This is a genomic window from Gimesia aquarii, from assembly GCF_007748195.1.
GTDB lineage: Bacteria > Planctomycetota > Planctomycetia > Planctomycetales > Planctomycetaceae > Gimesia > Gimesia aquarii.
In genome coordinates this window covers 2,838,046-2,854,031 of record NZ_CP037920.1, presented here as the reverse complement: position 1 = coordinate 2,854,031, position 15,986 = coordinate 2,838,046, and the positions used below count along the sequence as shown (strand labels likewise).

Annotated in this window: 9 protein-coding genes; 6 read left to right on the top strand and 3 right to left on the bottom strand. The window is 44.3% G+C overall.

All coding sequences use genetic code 11. The annotated features are described in order from the left end of the window. Nucleotides 1-80 precede the first annotated feature (80 nt). On the top strand, nt 81-893 hold the full coding sequence (locus V144x_RS11490; protein ID WP_144985297.1) for a hypothetical protein: 813 nt from the start codon (nt 81-83) through the stop codon (nt 891-893). A 339-nt stretch (nt 894-1,232) separates the two neighbouring features. Then, nucleotides 1,233-7,349 carry a hypothetical protein gene (locus tag V144x_RS11485; protein ID WP_144985296.1) on the top strand — a complete coding sequence of 2,039 codons (6,117 nt, stop codon included), beginning with the start codon at nt 1,233-1,235 and terminating at the stop codon, nt 7,347-7,349. 17 nt (nt 7,350-7,366) lie between these two features. Here the strand turns inward: V144x_RS11485 and typA are convergent, their stop codons facing one another. Further along, on the bottom strand, nt 7,367-9,190 hold the full coding sequence (gene typA, locus V144x_RS11480; protein ID WP_144985295.1) for a translational GTPase TypA: 1,824 nt from the start codon (nt 9,188-9,190) through the stop codon (nt 7,367-7,369). Nucleotides 9,191-9,476: 286 nt separating this feature from the next. Between typA and V144x_RS11475 the strand changes: the two genes are divergently transcribed. Further along, entirely contained in the window at nt 9,477-11,087 is a 1,611-nt protein-coding gene (locus tag V144x_RS11475) for an N-acyl-D-amino-acid deacylase family protein (protein ID WP_144985294.1), read from the top strand. 21 nt (nt 11,088-11,108) lie between these two features. Then, a complete protein-coding gene (locus tag V144x_RS11470; protein WP_144985293.1) occupies nt 11,109-11,858 on the top strand; it encodes a (5-formylfuran-3-yl)methyl phosphate synthase in 750 nt (249 codons plus the stop codon). On the opposite strand, the gene V144x_RS11465 is transcribed toward V144x_RS11470, so the two are convergent. Beyond that, nucleotides 11,850-12,941, bottom strand: coding sequence for a S1C family serine protease (locus V144x_RS11465; RefSeq protein WP_197998876.1), 1,092 nt, complete (start codon nt 12,939-12,941; stop codon nt 11,850-11,852). The genes V144x_RS11470 and V144x_RS11465 overlap by 9 nt on opposite strands. 82 nt (nt 12,942-13,023) lie before the next feature. Beyond that, nucleotides 13,024-14,103, bottom strand: a complete 1,080-nt coding sequence (locus V144x_RS11460; protein WP_144985291.1) for a S1C family serine protease — start codon at nt 14,101-14,103, stop codon at nt 13,024-13,026. A gap of 299 nt (nt 14,104-14,402) precedes the next feature. On the opposite strand from V144x_RS11460, the gene rfbC reads away from it, so the two are divergent. Further along, the gene (gene rfbC, locus V144x_RS11455) at nt 14,403-14,951 is read left to right on the top strand and encodes a dTDP-4-dehydrorhamnose 3,5-epimerase (RefSeq protein WP_144985290.1); all 549 of its coding nucleotides are present in this window, start codon (nt 14,403-14,405) and stop codon (nt 14,949-14,951) included. Beyond that, on the top strand, nt 14,948-15,982 hold the full coding sequence (gene pdxA / locus V144x_RS11450) for a 4-hydroxythreonine-4-phosphate dehydrogenase PdxA (protein WP_144985289.1): 1,035 nt from the start codon (nt 14,948-14,950) through the stop codon (nt 15,980-15,982). The genes rfbC and pdxA overlap by 4 nt, the downstream gene beginning before the upstream one ends. The last annotated feature ends 4 nt before the right edge of the window (nt 15,983-15,986 follow it).

The window sequence follows — 15,986 nt, the reverse complement described above, 5'->3', positions numbered from 1 at the left end:
TCAGACCACACTTTACTCATTCTGCTCAAGAGATATAGTAAGAACGCTTCGCAAAACATTTCAGTCGGTATTCTTTATTTATGAGTTCCACCGGATCGCTTAACTGCCAAGAGCAACTCTATCAACCAGTGATACTATTAGGGGCCAGCAATCTGACTCGAGATTTTCCCCTGATCATACGACTTCTGCAAGCATCAATTGAATCACAATTCGAAATTTATACAGCAATGGGACATGGGCGTTCTTTTGGCAACTGGAGCCATTTACTCTATCGTGCACTTCCGGGAATCTCAAAATGTAAAATATGGGATGAAATTCCCGAAAACAATTCAGAGAATCGAAAACCATTCGCCCTCTTAACTGACATCGGTAATGATCTGATTTATGGTCAATCAGTTGATACTATCTTTGGATGGATTGAGTCTTGTGTAAATCAATTACAGAAAATTGATGCACGCATCATTATTACGCTTCTCCCTGAAGAAAGTATTTCACAACTCTCAACGATTCGCTTTGAATTGACTCGACGGCTATTCTTTCCCAAAAACAAAACTTCTCTGACTGATCTCAAACAAAGAGTGCATTTACTAAATCGTCGACTCTCTGAACTCGGTCAACAAGATCAAATTGCCGTTGTAAAAATACCCTCTGACTGGTATGGATTCGACCCTATCCATTATCGATATTCGCAAAGAGCTACACTCTGGAAAAGGATCCTCTCGCATTGGGATTTTCCTTTTATCTCGAACCACTCAATTCAAAATCGCTGGTTTGATTTCCTCTATTCGTTCTACTACTTGCAACCAGCACTCAAACGACAATGGGGCAAAACCTATCATTCGCCGCAACCAACGCAAATTTTAGATGATGGAACTCGCATTTCTGTATTTTAAGTTTGCTCATTTAGTATCTCACCTCAGATATATCAAGCATACAGTAAAACTTTAGGTACTTCTGGGAACTCAAACATTGGACGTTGTACATATTCCACTTTGTGCGATCTAACAGGTCGATCTATTTTTTCGACATCTGTTATGAAAGTTTCATTACGTCCAAATTTGAGCTAAAATGTCATAATCTCAGCATAAATAGAGACATACAACATTTTTATCGTCGCTAATTTAGACATTTTTTAAAATTCGGAGTGATCAAATTGAAAAAAAGACGCCTTTAATTCAGAAGGTCATCTGACACTTTTGCATCAATGAAACCCTACATCAGGAACATACAAGATGGACATTGAAGTGATCTTCGGAATTCTGGTCGGATTAGCGATAATCACAGTAATGGGTCACGGCCTCTGGTTACTGGTTTCATTTTTATTCTCTTTACTATTTCGACATGAGTCTCCTGAATTAGCCTCTCCTCAGGAGAACCACAAAAAAGATGAAGACCGGTTGATCACACAACGGTTCATCAGGCGGTTATATTATGAAGGTAAACTTCCTGAGCAGGAATTCCTGAAACTCATCAAATTGACTGAAGAAGCCACTGAGTCACCTTCTATAAAAGATGTACTAAAAACTGAAAAACCAATCCAAGAGGTTCAACCTTCTCAAAAAAAAACCAAATACAAAGAAACGGCATTTGCATCAGAAATCGCTGACTTTCTCGATGACGACGATTTTCTTGAAGAACCAACGATTCAGAAAAGTCCTGTCTCTATCGCTTCTAATTCATCAAAGGCAACAATGCTCTCTGAGTTCGATGAGGCGCCCAAAGAGAAAACCCCCTTCGGGGCTATTCTGAATGCCTTCATGGAAGACAAAAATATTCGTTGGGGTGAATTGATTAGCGGCCTGCTCATTGTTGGTAGCGCAATCGGTCTGGTTATCAGTCTCTGGTCTACACTGAAAAATCAGATCCCCTATTTCCCCGCCCTGCTGTTTTTACTGGCAACAGCAGCCATTCACGGTTCAGGTATCTATACATTTAAACGCTGGAAATTGGAATCAACGAGCCGTGGACTGTTATTGATTACCGTTTTGTTAGTTCCACTTAACTTTTTGGCTGCGATTCGACTTTCCGACCATCGGCCGATCACCGACCCTCTTTTCATCCTCGCTCTTAGTATTGGCTTTGCAGCGTTTGGATGGATGGTGTATTCCGCCAGCCGTATCCTTGTTAGTTTCGGACGCTGGCAATTATTAACCACTGTACTAGGTTCATCGGCTGGTCAAATTATGATCTCCCGAATGAGTTTGGACGATCCGTCTTTTCTACAAACCATTCTTCTGGCGTTGCTTCCGATCGGCTGCTTTATTGTGGCAATGTCAAGTATTCTCCAATATACGTTTCGTTGGAATGAGTTCTCGGATTCGCAATCTCGCGAGTTAGTGACCATCGGTGGACTTTCAGTCTTTGCAGTTCTCGCTCCCTGCTGGCTGTTGATCTGGAGCTCGACCATTCGCCTTGAAACATTCGCCTATCTCACTCCGCTACTCTCTATCATGGAAATCATCCTGATGGGAATGGGGCTGGTACTGCATCATAGAAAAGAAAACGATCACTCTCCGCACTGGTCATTGGCCGGCTCATCAATCGCGATCTTTTCTGCATTAATGATGCTTGTGAATTTCGTCATAGCCTGGCCGCGTGTTGAAATCATGATTGTGTTGGGAATCGTCAATTGTATTAGTTTGACATTGCTGGCTACCAAAGCACGTTTTGCCCTCTGTCATATCCCAGCCCTGGTTTCTGGAGCGATTGCCGGTTTACTGGGCTTTCATGTCTTTACAAATACCATTGAATTACTGGGAACTTCACAGAATACCTTGATTGAATCCCTTTTACTGGGACGTAGTGCAGCGGTTTTGATTACCTTTGCAATCTTTGCTTCAATCGTCGGCGTTCTTTTAAAACGTGCCCAAAAAAGTGAAGATGCGCGCTATTATTTTTATACCGCGGGATGCTTCTCAGTTCTTTCAAGTCTGATTGCCATTTACGCAGGCTTTATCACAAAAACAGATGGCATGTGGGCCACTCTGTCTTTACTCATAAACGCCATCATTTGTCTGATTGCAAACTGGCACATTCGAAAGCAATTGATATCAGCCATCGCCTCTGGCCTGTGGTTTTTGACTCTACAACACGCTATTGGAATCAATCCCACAATTCGGTCGTGGCTTTCTCAAATAGATCTTCTGCCGGACGTTCCCTTTGTTTGGGCCAGCCTTGTCCATGCTACTGGTGGAATATGTTTTTTGATCACTCTACAGCACTGGTCTCAATCACATCTTCGTATGGGCGAACACTGGTCAATCATTCCCTTAAAATCAAATCCTTTTACACTGCCCATCGTAAATGGTTCATTACTGACGTCTTCTGTGCTTATCCCCTATGCACTCTTTGGCAAAATCTCACCGGAATTACATACTTCATACTTATTTTGGATCATGTTAATCTGGATCAGCAGTGCTCTGATCAAAAAATCTGATATCTGGTTCATGCTTTCACAACTTGCTGGTACGGCAGGCAGTCTCTATGCCGCGACAGCCATCGGTGAATCATATGCACTTTGGGACAACCCTGGTTGGATGAATCCCAAGTTCTGGTTAATCCATATCTTCGCAGTGGCAATCTGGATCTTATTGGGGTCCGCTCTTCATTCTAAAAAATATTCCCAAAATCAACTCGGTGCGTTATCTCGAAATTCTCGATGGAATTTACAGCCTGCACTCTTAGCTGTGTCCATCGTCTCAACAGGATTTGTTCTCTTTTTGTCAATCATACCCGCTATCGCTGTTGATTTTGATGCAGCGTTTAAAATGGATCAGGTCCAGCATTTCACGACACTTCCACTAATCATGCTCTTTGCTTATCTAACCTGTCTGGTTGGTTTCAATATGATTAAATCAAAAAAGGATGATGTTTCGACGCATTTAGCTGTACTACTCGCTGTAGTAATCTCGGGAGGCATGGTCAGCATACCATATTTTAATCTTTCCCTAAGTACGATTGGATTCATGCCCCCCGATTCAAAGGAAGCCTTCAGTGTCTGGAGTTGGGGATGCTTGATATTATTGTCAGTTGCCTGCTTGCCTTATCTCAACAGTCGATTTCAACAAATCACATCACAGGGGATGCACTTCATTGTCTACCTCATTCCTTTCCTGTGTGCGGGTTATTTTATCGAACAACACCGTGTTGCAGATGCCCTGCGGTGGGGGTTGGGGATTTATGCGTTGGCTCTAATGATTCTCGTTTTGAAATCAAAATCTCTTATACAATATCTGCGTTCAAAACAAATACGATTACGCTATTTGCCTCGACTATTGGAAGACAAACCGACGTGGCGCAACCTTAGTATTCTAGGCGCCGGTTTACCATTACTGGTTTTGACAATCTATCAAATCTATGGTAACTGGCTGAATATTGATCAACCTCTGGAGCATTTAATGCTTTCCGATCTGATCGTCTCCCTGCTCACATTCTGCATTCCCATTTTGATACTGATGGTTGCCTCTGTTTTTTACTCGATTCACTTCCGTTCAAACAGTTGGATGTTCATCGGCTCCCATTTTCTCGCATCGATGGTGATCGCAGGTACGATCATCACGATTTCAGAACCTTTAAACTTATTCCAGCTGGATGACCTGATTCGAATTTCCATCTATACCGGTCTTTCGTTTGCATTCTATGGCCTTTTTTGGCTGGCCATCGAAAAGAAAGTCAATCCAGACTATGTAGAACATCAAACTCTCACTCCCGTTTCCTGGCCATTGATTCGTGTGCACCTCACGATGATGCTTTGTCTGGTGGCAGCCCCCTACTTGCTCCCGTTCACAATGAATCTGAACAACCCTGAACACGAATGGTTATCACATTTTCCCAAGATGCTACCTGCCGTGGTTATCACTTTTGCCATGGCAGCTGTCTGTATCACATTTTTTTCGCGTAGATACACCAGCAGCTTCAAAACGAATGGGTTCTCTTTTTTAAGTTTAGCTTTAATTGGCTTAGTCACAGTCGCAAGCTGGCAATTCACAGAATGGGATGCCTGGAAAATCAATCTGTTTATGGAAATTGGTCTGATCTTGATCGGTGCGTTCCACACACTTCGATTCGTACTGGAGTGGCAGCAATTACATCATGAGCCCCTACATCAAGCTAACAGTAACCGACATTACTATTGGTGCCAATCGACTGCGCTGATTTTGTTAGCATTCGCTTTCCGAGGAGGCTGGTCTGATCCACTCAGGCCTCTACCAGCACTATTGATAACCACTTCGTTAACAGCCATGTATCTGACTCTGGGAATTTGCCTTCGCAAAGAACGCCTTGCTTATACATCGTTAGCCACTGCTCTACTGGGAACCACTTTTTTGGTCACCGCTCAATGGACTACCCCAGGTGTTTATCTAGAAGCTCAAGATTGGATGGATCTCCTGAAGTGGTTAGTCACTACAGCGGCTACTTTATCGGGTTGCTGGTTGATTGTCGATCTTTACCGACAAGTACGCGGCAACAGGATTACCGCAAACGAAAAACCGGCGATTCAACAGATACTCGCCAGAGTCCTCACTTGTCTTGTCTTATTTTACACACTGCTGATTACTGTCTCGCGTTCGTCTTTGATCTCGGTAAACGTACCAGTCATTAAAGACCTTGCCGGTTGGATCACTTTAAGCGCTGTATCACTTTTGCTTTTAGGGATGCTATGGGATCAGAAAAGTCGCTATTGTCTTCCAGCTCTGTTCACATTAGGAATCTGTGGAGTTGTTACGTACCTAAGTAATGAAACCAAACTACGTCTACTTGTTCAACATTCTGGTTTGGCCATGGCCTGCTACACTTGCCTGCTCGGAGGGTTCTGGAGTCTGCGTAGTGCAATATTGTCAAATGCAACTAAAGTAAAGCTACCCAATCTCGAGTTACTTCAAAAGCAAACCTTGAACTGGCTGCCTCAGGCAGTAAGCTGGCTTTCCGTTTATGTCGTGCTCGCATTGTTGCATAGCGTTTTGCGCTTCGAAGATCAGACAATGCGATGGTGGTCCGTTGTGGGAGTAGCCATCACAAGCCCTGCTTTATACGCTTTTAGTAATTATAGTGAGCTCTCTCAGCAGTTTAAGAAACGTGCGCTATTTGCAGCGGGAATGGGTTTCATCTATTTTGGCTGGGTATTGCTTCCCGTTCAGGGTAACTTCTATTGGCTCGACCATTTAATTCGATTGTTAGAAGTACTCTCCGTATTAAGTCTGGTGACGACTATCATTCTCGTGAAATGGCCGTCCCTGAACGAGGATTGGTCCGAAGCATTCCGAAAGAATTCACGCACTTATTTGATCGCAGCTGGGATTTCGCTGTTGTCTATTCTGATCTCAGAAACCGGTTTTTTGATTGCTGAAATTCCCCTAGTGGTTTCAAAAGCACAGATTGCGGTAGTTTCCGCGACTCTGGTTGCACTTTCGGCTGCGTTAATTTTGATGGCGGCACTTCCCCAATATGATCCATTCCAGTTTTCCCTTAAACAACGCATGTTTTATGTCTATGCATCTGAAATTGTTTTGGCTCTGTTGTTCCTGCACATCTACCTGACAATGCCAGAACTCTTCCGTGGCTACCTACTTCCCTACTGGCCGTACATTGTGATTGCCATCGCGTTTACTGGTGCCGGTGTAGGAGAGTTCTTCCAGCGTATTGGGTTGAACGTGCTGTCAGAACCCCTACAAAGAACAGGAGCTTTTTTACCTTTATTGCCTGCACTTAGTTTTTGGATTCATGCTTCTTCACAACAATCTCCTGTAGTGGGCGATTATTCGATGATCCTCCTGTTGATTGGTATCGTATATGTTGTGATGAGCTTGTGGAGAAAATCCTTTGTCTATACCACTCTGGCTGCGTTAGCCGGTAATGGAGCACTTTGGGCGTTCTGGGTAGAACAAGGACAGGTCTTTACTCAACATCCTCAACTCTGGTTGATTCCTCCGGCCCTCTCAGTACTCATTGCCACTCACTTAAATCGAGAGAAATTAAGTGCCAAACAGATCGCAGCCATTCGTTACTTCTCGACAATCACGATCTACGTTAGCTCTACGGGCGATATGTTTATCGCTGGTGTTGCCGACAACTTATGGCTCCCAGTCATTCTATGCTGCCTCTCAGTTGCAGGCATGTTTGCAGGCATGCTGCTTCGAGTTCGCGCCTTTCTTTATGTAGGAGCCTCGTTTCTCGCACTCTCGATCGTCAGTATGATCTGGCATGCATCACAGTCACTTGGTCACATTTGGCCATGGTGGGCATTTGGAATCGGCCTTGGAATCTGTATCTTGATTCTGTTTGGTACATTTGAGAAACGACGAAACGAAATGTTAGAGCTTGTTGATAAACTAAAAGCATGGGATCGTTAGTCGGAGTTCGAAACGAGTTACTCACCAGTCGAAGTACGATGTTGCCGTTTTCGTTCATTCTCAGTCAGATAGATTTTTCGCAAACGAATGATCTTAGGCGTGATCTCTACATATTCATCATACTCGATGTACTCTAAAGCCGCTTCGAGACTCATTTCACGAGGTGGTTTGAGAACCATGTTTTCATCTGACCCGGAAGCACGCACATTGGTCAATTTTTTGCCACGAATCGGGTTGACGACCAAGTCATTGTTCCGAGCATTTTCTCCGACAATCATGCCTTCATAAACATCTTCTCCTGGTCCAATAAAGAATTCCGCACGGTCCCGCAGTTTCCACAAGGCATACCCAACAGCCTGACCGTTATCCTGTGAAATTAACACACCATTCGCACGTCGGGGTACTTCCCCTTCACTCAGCTTGTATGCTTCAAAACGATGATTAATAATGGCTTCGCCTTTTGTTGCATTCAACAATCGCGTCCTCAGACCAATCAATCCACGAGCAGGTATCGAAAATTTCAGATGCGACATTCCCGTCTCACCAGACGTCATATCAATCATTTGACCACGACGGGCACAGACCAGTTCCATTACAGATCCAACGACTTCCGATGGAACATCGACTTCCATCGACTCAAAAGGCTCGTGCCATTTGCCATCAATTTTCTTACGAATTACTTCAGGTTTTCCTACGGAGAGCTCATAACCTTCTCGGCGCATCTGCTCGATTAAAACGGACAAATGTAAAATGCCCCGCCCGGAAACGGAAAATGAATCCTTATCCTCTCGTTCGGTAACACGTAATGCCACATTTGATTCCAATTCACGCATTAGCCGTTCGCGCAGATTACGACTGGTCACATACTTTCCATCCTGACCTGCTAACGGAGAACTATTGATCGTGAACAGCATCGACAATGTGGGTTCATCGACATCAATTCGTGTGAGCGCTTCGGGCTTCTCAGCACAGGCAACCGTATCACCAATTTCCGGACTATCCAGTCCGACTAATGCCACAATATCGCCGGCAGATGCTTCATCAACGGGTGCTCTTCCAAGGTTATTGAATAGCTCAACCGAATCAACTGTGGTCTTTACATGCTCTCCACTTCTTTTGATGAGCGTTACCTTTTCTCCCGGGCGGACTCTTCCACTACTAATTCGACCTGTCGCTACTCGACCAACATATTCGGACCACTCCAAGGTTGTTACCATCATTGTTAGTGGTGCATCCTGATTCACATCGGGAGCGGGTACGTTTTCCAATACCATGTCGAGTAACGGGTGAATACTATTGCCGAAGTTTTCAAGATCGTGCGTCGCAAAACCTTCACGAGCACTGGCATAGATATATGGGAAATCGAGTGTTTCATCATCTGCATCTAACTCAACAAATAAATCGAACATCTCACTCAGTACATGATCAGGACGACAATCAGGGCGGTCAATTTTGTTGATAACCACCACAGGCTTTAAGTGGCATTCCAGTGCCTTTTTCAAGACGAAACGTGTTTGTGGCCTGGGACCTTCAAATGCATCGACCAAGATTAAAACGCCATCAGCCATTCGTAATACACGTTCCACCTCACCACCAAAATCCGCGTGTCCCGGCGTATCGATGATATTGACTTTGACCCCTTTATACATCAATGCAATGTTTTTGGCCAAAATAGTGATACCACGTTCCCGTTCCAGATCGTTCGAATCCAGAATACAGTCACCTTTCAATTGAGAATCACGAAATTGGCCACTTTGATGCAGTAATGCATCGACCAGTGTCGTCTTCCCATGATCTACGTGCGCAATGATTGCTATGTTCCGCACATCTTCTCGTTTCATGACTCTCAACTCTTCCCACTATGAATCCCGGAGCAGACCATCTCGATATTTAAACGTTCCGTACAGGGAACAGAGGGTCTTATCTAAAACCGCCTAAAAGCGCATCAGGCAACTATATAAGGGGCGAAATATATCAACAATAGATTAACAAAGCAAAGCCCAGAAATAGATATTCTTACTGGCAGTTCTGTCCGGTTTTAGCGATACTTTGACTATTCCTACGTCAAAACTTCATAAATTACGAGATAGCAACTTAAATCTCTAGCCTACAAAGGAGTTACATCGCATGAAACAGCTTCTCTTCTTACTTTGTCTGTTTCTGCTGACAACCTTTACACCAGCTTTCTCAGTAATCGCTCAAGAATCGGAACCATTTGATCTGCTTCTGAAGGGTGGCATGCTGATTGATGGCACTGGAAAACCAGGATTCCAAGGAGACGTCGCTATTAGGGACGAGCGTATAGTATTAATCGCCCCAGAAATCAACACCCCGGCCGATCAAACTATTGAATGTCGCGGCCTGATAATCGCTCCCGGATTCATCGATTTACACAACCATAGCGATCGACAGATTGTCTCCCCGTTAACTCGCGCGAATATGAACTATGTCACCCAGGGATGTACTACAATCGTAACGGGGAATTGTGGCAGTGGCCCTGTTAATACCAAGGCCTATTATCAAAAAATTGATACTTCGGGAAGCGGGACGAATGTAATGCACCTCATCCCGCAAGGTTCTCTCCGTAATCAAGTCATGGGATCAGGTCAACGAAAGCCAACACCTACAGAACTCAAAACGATGAAACATCTGGCGCGTAAAGCTATGCAGGATGGTGCCTGGGGAATGTCGACCGGGTTAATCTATGTTCCCAGTTCTTATGCCCAGACAGATGAACTCATTGAACTGGCAAAAATCGTATCACAATTTAAGGGGATCTATGCCAGCCATATCCGCAATGAAAGTACAGAACTACTCTCAGCTGTGAATGAAGCCCTCAAAATTGGCCAACAGGCAAAATTACCAGTTCATATTTCACACTTCAAATCCAGTGGTCGGGATGCCTGGGGATTAGTTATCAGAGCAGCTCAAATGATAGATGATGCACGTAAACAGGGACAAATTGTAACCGCAGATCAATATCCTTATATCGCATCGAGCACATCACTGGGAGCCACTTTAATTCCTGCCTGGGCCAGAGCCGGGGGGAATAAAGAGTTGATCAAACGTTTGGAGTCTCCAGAAACTGCTCCGAAAATCATCAAAAAGATTGAAAGTAACATTGAAAAGCGAGATGGAGGTCAAGCAATACGGATTGCCCGCTATTCAAAAAAGCCGGAATGGGTAGGAAAAAATCTAGAACAAATCGCAGATAACGAAAAAAAAAGTGTGCTAGAAATTGTGTTGGAGATCACTCGGCATGGAGGTGCCTCAGTTGTGAATTTCAGTATGAATGAAGAAGATGTTCGACAAATTATGAAAATCGACTGGGTTGCGACTGCTTCAGACGGACGTGCCTACCTGCCAGGCTCAGATCGTCCGCATCCGAGGCAATACGGTACATTTCCCAGAAAGCTGGGATATTATGCCATCCGGGAACAAGTAATTCCATTAGAACATGCAGTTCGAAGTGCAACCGGGCTGCCTGCTGATATTCTTGGTTTAAAAGAGAGGGGTTACCTTCGTAAAGGAGCATTTGCAGATATTGTTGTGTTTGACCCACAGTCATTAATCGATCTGGCTACATTTGATGATCCGCATCAGTATTCAAAAGGCATTCGATACCTCTTCGTAAATGGAAAGCCAGCGATCACTGCAGGATCTCCAACCGGCAGTTTGGCAGGCAAAGCCTTACGTCACAAACCGACTGAAAAGTCATCAGAAAAGAACAGCCGTTAGAGGCTCCAGGAAGGTTCTGCATTGAATCCACATCGTGTACAGCTTCTCGTCAGTATCAGGAACCGAGACGAAGTACTACCTGCGCTAAATGGTGGTTGTGACATTCTCGACCTTAAAGAACCTTTAAACGGCGCTCTGGGAATGGTCGATGAAGAAATACTCCATTCAATAAGCGACTACTTTTTCAAGCAACCGGTAAATGTCCCCTTAAGTCTGGCACTGGGAGAACTGGTAGAGCAGAAAGAAAAACGCATTACTCCGACCATCCCTTCAGAAGTTACCTACTTGAAAATGGGACTATCAGAAACGAAACAATCAGACAACTGGTACTCAGATTGGTTAAACTGGAGACAGCGAATTGAAGTAACTAATAAAGCGACATTTCAGTGGATCGCAGTAGCTTACGCAGACTGGAAACAGGCTCGTTCCATTCCACCAGAAGATGTTCTTACCGCAGCCATCAAAAGTCGGTGTGCGGGTCTATTAATTGACACCTACGACAAACAAGGTCAAAGCCTGTTAAGCTGTATGCGCCTTGAAGAGATTCAGCGACTCATTGATCGAGCACAAAAATATAATTTAAAGATCGCCTTAGCAGGCTCGATTACGTCTGATCACCTCGAGTTGCTGTCGGATATTTCGCCCGACATCATCGGGATTCGAGGTGCCGCTTGTGTTGGAAGCCAAAGAACGAACCAAGTCCAAAAACTGGCAGTGAAGACATTTCGAAAAGAACTTGACCGCCAATATACGTTCATGGAATCAGGATGACATCCCAGTCGATACCGTCTGTTCCTTAGTATCCTTCAGTGGATTGTAGGGAGCATACTTTTTCAGTTTCAACTTTTCAATCATTGGAATCACATGGTTAGCCGGGATTGCAAATGACTTTGTTCTACCAGCACGCGCAATATTCAAACCTACGGCCTGCCCTTTAAGGTCCACAATGACTCCACCACAATCTTCTGGTCGTAGTACAGCATCATGTTGAAAAACTTCTGTAAAGCCAGTTTTACGGCGGCTTAAGGCGCCTCCCATCTTCTTTTGCATTTCGCGTAAACGATCATAAATCAGCATTTGGGGGTCAGTGAGGATGACTTCGGCTGTGAGTTCTTCCTTTTCTCTTAAAACCTTCAAAAGAACCCGGTCGCCAGGCAAAAATTTGCGAACAAAACTTGAGAGCGCATTCGCATCTTCGATCTCGACACCGGCGACGTTTAAAATCACATCACCGGCTTTCAACCCTGCCTGCTCCGCGCCACTTTCCCGAAGCACTGATTTCACTAATGCCCCACCTTCAGCATCACCGATTTGTACTCCCAGAACACCAGGGGCGGGCTTGACGGAACGTCTTGAAACACTGAGTACGCCTACACTCACAGGTGACATACTTAAACCAGGTGTTGCCAGCCATTGTCCAACCTTGGGATCTGAGGCAGAACGCCACCTGACTGTAGGAAGATTATGTGCATCAATCTTAATCAAAGCCAAATCCAGCTTTCCGTCTACTCCGATGATTTCTGCTTCAAAGCGTTCGGCCGTTGATAACTCACAGGTGATCTTACCTTGAAGTTGGCTGGCCTTAGTTAAAATCCAGCCGTCTGAGCCAACAATGGCGCCCAGAGACGCTTCTTTTCCGTTCGAGCGTACTCGCACCGTCCATGATCGAGGTGTGGAGACCACTGCACGAAAAGCTTTTCGGATCTGAGAGCCCCCTGTCAATTGACTTGGTTGTAATTGATCCCAGGCATAGCCATATGAAGTAAGACTTCCCATGAACAGCGGAACGATCAAAAGCATCGCCAAAAATCGACGACTCGATTCGGTACCTTTATTTTTTTGATCCTGGTTCAAGAGTTTCTCCTTAATACATAATTCGGACTGTGATCTTAAATTCAAAATAGAATCAAACATCTCAGCCTGTCCTGGCATTTCATTAGTCTCTGGCTGCCAATTGCACTTCGAACGTCATTGTTTTCTTGTCACGAATCAACTTAATCTGAATGGTTTGCCCAGGCTTATAACGCTGAACGACCTCAGCCAGTTGTTCAATTCCTGTAATTCTCTGGTTATTTAATTGAATAATGACATCATTTTCTTTGATTCCTGCGATCTGTGCTGGGAAGCCTCGTGTCACGCCCACGACTTTGCAGCCTTGATCCGTGTTAACTCCATTCACTCCTAAAACAGCATTTTGCCCTAAAGGTTTTGCCCCCCACATATCGCCGGAGACAAGCTTTTCCCAATCGTTCTGAAACGCTGAAGCCGGAATGTGAAAGTTCCAACTTGTTGAAGGTCCGATCCGACTGTGAATGCCTATCACATCCCCGCTCATATTAAAGAGAGGTCCGCCGGAATCTCCACCGATTAGAGTGCAATCCGTTTGAATAAGATGCTTCTTTTGGGAAACAATTCTACCTAAGCGTACAACAGGAGGACGCCCTGCCTGATATCCATTGGGGTGTCCAGTGGCAATCACCCAGTCTCCCGGCTCCACTTTGGAATTATCTCCCATCTTTACCACAGGGAGTTTACTAATTTTTGTCTTGTCTTCATCAACGAGTTTGATCAATCCGGCATCCATTCCCCGATTTAAACCCATCGTTTTCCCTTTAAGAGTTCGGCCATCATGTAAAATGATGGTCGCATTTTTTTGTGCTAACCCAATTACATGAGCTGCTGTGAGGATATATCCAGATTTATTGTCGATAATAACACCACTTCCCTGAGCGTCTCCCACACGAACTGAAACAGTACTGTGAATTGAGGATTTCGTGAGAGAAGTCACTTGTTTCTCAATCTCTTGCAGATCTTCCAGTGAGTCAGGCACTGTCTTAAAAAAGACTTCAGAAAGCTTTGTCTTGACAACCGGAGAAACCGGTTTCCTAACTTTCACTTCCTCAGCTGTGACTTCTGAAATCATGAGAACGAGCGCGCATCCCAACACGCTACTTAAAACGTGTCTAAGTAATGCATTAGCTGCTACATTCTTATTCAATAAATGGCTCAACTTCATAAATCATCTGCAACGAAAAAAGAGGATCTACTTCTTAGGTAAGAAATGTTGACTATAGGATACGCGATATAGGGTACCGTTTTCAAGAAAAAAGACAAAAAACCACGTGGTTACTCGTTATTCTAAATTCTTTTGAAAATTAGACTTGTGGCATATCAAAACGTTTAAAAAGATACTCAACTCTACTAGATCAGACTCTTACGTTGCTTTCATACAACAGAAAATCCGCTATGATTTATTGAAGAAAACGGATTTACGACAGCTTCAATCTAACCTGAAATCGAAACAGCTATCGAATAATGGACGTACAACAAACGGATTTTCCCGGTTTATTAGTCATTACCCCTCGAGTGTTTGCAGATGAACGTGGGTTTTTCAAAGAAACATATCAGCAAGAACGCTATCAAAAAGTGGGAGTCAACGAAACATTTGTTCAAGACAATTCCTCTCGCTCTTCGGCTGGCATTTTGCGAGGGTTACATTTTCAAATCAAACGCCCTCAGGCAAAACTTGTTTTTGTTGTCCAAGGTGAAATTTTTGATGTCTGTGTTGATCTGAGAAAAAATTCGCCCACTTTCGGTAAATCATTCTCAATTACATTAACAGCAGAAAATCACCAGCAGCTATTCGTGCCAGCCGGGTTTGCGCATGGATTTTATGTTCTCAGTCCACATGCAGATTTTATGTACAAGTGCAGCGATTATTATTTTCCGGAAAATGAAAAAACACTACTCTGGAATGATCCGGCCTTAGAAATTGATTGGCCAATCAATTCCGAGCCGATTCTCTCTGAAAAAGATCGAAACGGCCTTCCGCTAAACGAATGCGAATATTTCGAAACGCTATGAAACTGCCATATATTGCATTAACCATGGGTGACGTTTCAGGCATTGGCCCTCAGCTTCTCGATGCGCTCTGCTGCCGATCTGAACTCTTTGAAATCTGTCACCCGATCATTTATGGTAATGCCCACATCTTGAGTCGTGCTGCCCAGCAATCTGGTAGTGAACTGCAAATCGTTTCGATTGACGGTGTTTCGGACAAACTTGAATTCAAAGTAAAAACGGCTTTCTGCATTGATCGTGGAAAAGCCGATGTTATTGACGCGGCTCCCTGTCAGATTGATGCTCGATCTGGTCAGGGTGCTTACGATTATCTGGTGAGTGCAATAGATGATTGTCTGTCAGGACAAGTAGACGCCATCACTACTGCGCCGCTGAATAAAGAAGCGTTACATCTCGCCAACATCAATTATCCTGGTCATACCGAGATTCTGGCAGACCGCTGTCAGGTCGACGAGTTTGGAATGATGCTTTATCTACCCCATAATAATGTCATTAAACCACCGTCGGGACTGGGCATTGTGCATACTACGTTACATACATCCATTGCCAGTGTACCAGGTTTACTTAAGACTCAAGAGATCTATGAGAAGATTCATCTGATTTGCAATTTAATGGAAATTATGGGCGCAGCTGTCCCGCGTGTTGCTGTCTGCGCACTTAATCCTCATGCGGGAGAACATGGTCTCTTTGGCGACGAAGAAGCGCGTATCATCGCTCCGGCAGTCGAACAAGCTGCACAATTGGGACTAGATATCACGGGGCCTTTCCCTGCGGATACACTCATCCGGAGAGCAGTAAGTGGCGAGTTTGATGCTGTTGTTGCGATGTACCATGATCAGGGGCATATCCCATTTAAACTTCTCGGATTTGATCAGGCAGTCAATATTACGCTGGGGTTGCCTATCGTAAGAACCAGTCCCAGCCATGGAACTGCCTTTGATATTGCCTGGACAGAGATAGTTCCCGACACTAACGGAATCATGGAAGCAATTAAAGCGGCTGTGAAGCTGGCTCAACATAAAAAGCAGTCTTAGTCAT